The sequence below is a fragment of the Perlucidibaca aquatica genome (assembly GCF_001676655.1).
GTDB classification, from domain to species: domain Bacteria; phylum Pseudomonadota; class Gammaproteobacteria; order Pseudomonadales; family Moraxellaceae; genus Perlucidibaca; species Perlucidibaca aquatica.
Map to the genome: position 1 here is coordinate 1 of NZ_LZDB01000006.1, position 2,476 is coordinate 2,476.

4 protein-coding genes are annotated in these 2,476 nt (G+C 40.7%); all 4 read left to right on the forward strand.

Annotated elements, in window-relative coordinates:
• The first annotated feature begins 86 nt into the window (after positions 1–86).
• Positions 87–464, forward strand: coding sequence for a hypothetical protein (locus A8710_RS12280; protein ID WP_157686322.1), 378 nt, complete (start codon positions 87–89; stop codon positions 462–464).
• Positions 465–536: 72 nt separating this feature from the next.
• Positions 537–953 carry a hypothetical protein gene (locus A8710_RS11950; RefSeq protein WP_068858710.1) on the forward strand — a complete coding sequence of 139 codons (417 nt, stop codon included), beginning with the start codon at positions 537–539 and terminating at the stop codon, positions 951–953.
• Between the two features lie 102 nt (positions 954–1,055).
• A complete protein-coding gene (locus A8710_RS11955) occupies positions 1,056–1,415 on the forward strand; it encodes a hypothetical protein (RefSeq protein ID WP_068858708.1) in 360 nt (119 codons plus the stop codon).
• Positions 1,416–1,551: 136 nt separating this feature from the next.
• Entirely contained in the window at positions 1,552–2,241 is a 690-nt protein-coding gene (locus A8710_RS11960) for a hypothetical protein (protein ID WP_068861106.1), read from the forward strand.
• Positions 2,242–2,476 lie beyond the last annotated feature (235 nt).

Sequence of the window (2,476 nt, forward strand, 5' to 3'; positions counted from 1 at the left end):
GTTATGCAGCAATCGTTATGCGGCAATCTGGAATTATTACGCAGCAGTGGGTGCTGTATAAACCAAGTTAGTGGTTAATAAATAAAATGAGCGAAGAAACAGATGGGCTAGTACTACTAATTTATTCAATAGTATTGGGCGTTGCTGCAGCAATATTTTATGTGGCAAAAAAGAGAGCAAAAAATATTAATAAGAAAAAACAAATAAATAATATTTCCAGTTTATTTTTAAGTATCCTTATGTTTTTTTCAGGATATATCATGGGCTTTCCAATAGTCCCATTAATTATTTTTATTGGCATTGGAGTGCTCATAACATATGCCTCATCAAAATCAACTTCCTTTTGCGGCTCTTGCGGCTATGAGCATACTCAGCCATTCTCAAAAATAAAATATTGCCCAAAATGTGGGGCAAAAATCGAAAAAACGCCTAACAATCGATTGCACGCAGATCACAGGGCCTAGCTATCGTTGTAAATTTTAATTTTACTTGCACCTGTGGCCGGTGACTCGCATCGTTAGCCACTAGGAGGACAAATGAAACGCAAACGTGATCAGTTCTTTGAGCATCTGACAAAGCAAGAAACACTTGAGTCAATTTTTAAGAGTTGGGCCTGGGTTCTGGTTACCGCGGCTGTTTTCCAGGTAAGCCTCTCCACCCTGAAGTCAGGCTCGGTATTCTTTGGGCTTCTATGCTTTTTCGTGTTCATCATCCTATCGGCGCTACTTCTGTTTTACGTCGCCAAATACATTGCTCTACCGCTCGAAAACGCAATGAAGGGGCAGCTTCCAAATTCGGAGCCACCACTCACGTGGCGTTCTGCTGTGCATCAACCTTTACGCGCACTTCTCACAATTCCTGGCGTCGTTTATCTGGCGCTTGCAATGGGGTTCTTCATTTTTACTAGCGAGTTCGTAAAAACAATCGCGGTTCGCGGAGTAACTGGTGGCTAACTAGTGGTTCAACGCGACGGCCGGTAAATCCGGCCGCGCGCTAACCTAGCGTTAGGCGTTATACTCTCCCCGGGTACGTAAAACCAACAAATTGGAGGAATAATGCGCAACCTTGTTTTCGTTCTTCTCGCATATGCAAGCGCTAGCGCCTATGCGGGGATTTTCGACGAATTGCCGGATCTTCAGGGAAAAGTGGTCGCCTATGCGGGCGAATATGAACAAATTACCTGTCCGATAGGTGGTAATTACGACTGCCTCAAATGGCCTATGGACTTATACAAGACAAAGCGCGGCCAGGACATATGCTTCAAACCAACCCGCTACATATCTTGTTCGTATTCATGCAAAGGTTTGATTGCGATTGGCGATGATAAAATGCCTTATCTGTACACAATAGAAAATATGGGTGGAGATGTAAAGAAGTCTGGAATTGAGTTATACAAGTGTCCGTCATTATACTAATTACGCCTAACACTTCGTTCGAGCGGACGTACTCCGGCAGGCCGGTTTTGCTCCTCATTTCATTCTGGGCAAAAGCCGTCCTGCCTTCGCGGGCCGCTCAATTCAAACGTTACATGCATCATTAATAGGTAGCCACATGGCAGAATTTTTTAGTACGAACCAGAGCAAAACTGTTCTCACAAAGTTTAAACACAAAATTGATGGTTTGGTTCCTGCTGACGATTTCGAAAAGCAACGGAATAACCTTATCCGATTAGTTGTTGGCTCCATGGAAAACAAGCCTGATCAATGGGATGAGCTTTGTGAAATAAATATTCAATGGATTGGCGACCAATTTATTAGTCGACTGGCTCATGAGGAGAAAGAACTAACAAAGGAAAAATTGGATAATATTTGTTCCATGTGCTTCCGCTTCCTGTTCGAGCTTTATCTTTCTATGAAAAATGATTTGGCAATGGATTTTGAAGCTGCAAGACGTTTTGTTTTTTACAACGTTGATTCATTTGAACACAATGCTAAAGTGCAAATCGAATATGCTATTCGTGAAATGCCGATCAACATCTTTAAGGCTATAGCTAATAGTAACGCTATAGAAAGTTTAAAAAACTTTAATGCAGTATCTGCTAAAGCAGAAAAGCTAAAAGATGACTGGAATACAGACCTGGCTAAAAGAGAAGCCAAAGTCGACTCACTTAAAGAGTCTTTATCTAAATATGAAAATGCTTTCAACTTTGTTGGCCTGTACCAAGGGTTTGATGAACTGTCGACAGAGAAGAAAAATGAGCGAGATGGAATACTATTTTGGCTTCGGATTTGTCGGTTTTAATCGTATTACCTATAATTTCAGGACTAATTGTTGTATATTTGCATCTAGATAACATTGCCGCAGTTAGAGACGGTATTTTGGTTTCAATTTTCCCTACAGTTTCGTTTGTTGCAATTTCCGTTTACTACTTTAGAGTTCTTCTATTTAACTATAAGTCTGTAAAGTCACAGATTTTACAGATAGATCTTAGAAAAACATTGTGTAGATTTATCCAGAATTACTCGGAGTATTCTAG

Bases quoted from the DNA above. Each gene is read 5' to 3' on its own strand.
- A8710_RS12280 (WP_157686322.1), top strand. From the start codon at position 87: ATGAGCGAAGAAACAGATGGGCTAGTACTACTAATTTATTCAATAGTA.
- A8710_RS11950 (WP_068858710.1), top strand. From the start codon at position 537: ATGAAACGCAAACGTGATCAGTTCTTTGAGCATCTGACAAAGCAAGAA.
- A8710_RS11955 (WP_068858708.1), top strand. From the start codon at position 1,056: ATGCGCAACCTTGTTTTCGTTCTTCTCGCATATGCAAGCGCTAGCGCC.
- A8710_RS11960 (WP_068861106.1), top strand. From the start codon at position 1,552: ATGGCAGAATTTTTTAGTACGAACCAGAGCAAAACTGTTCTCACAAAG.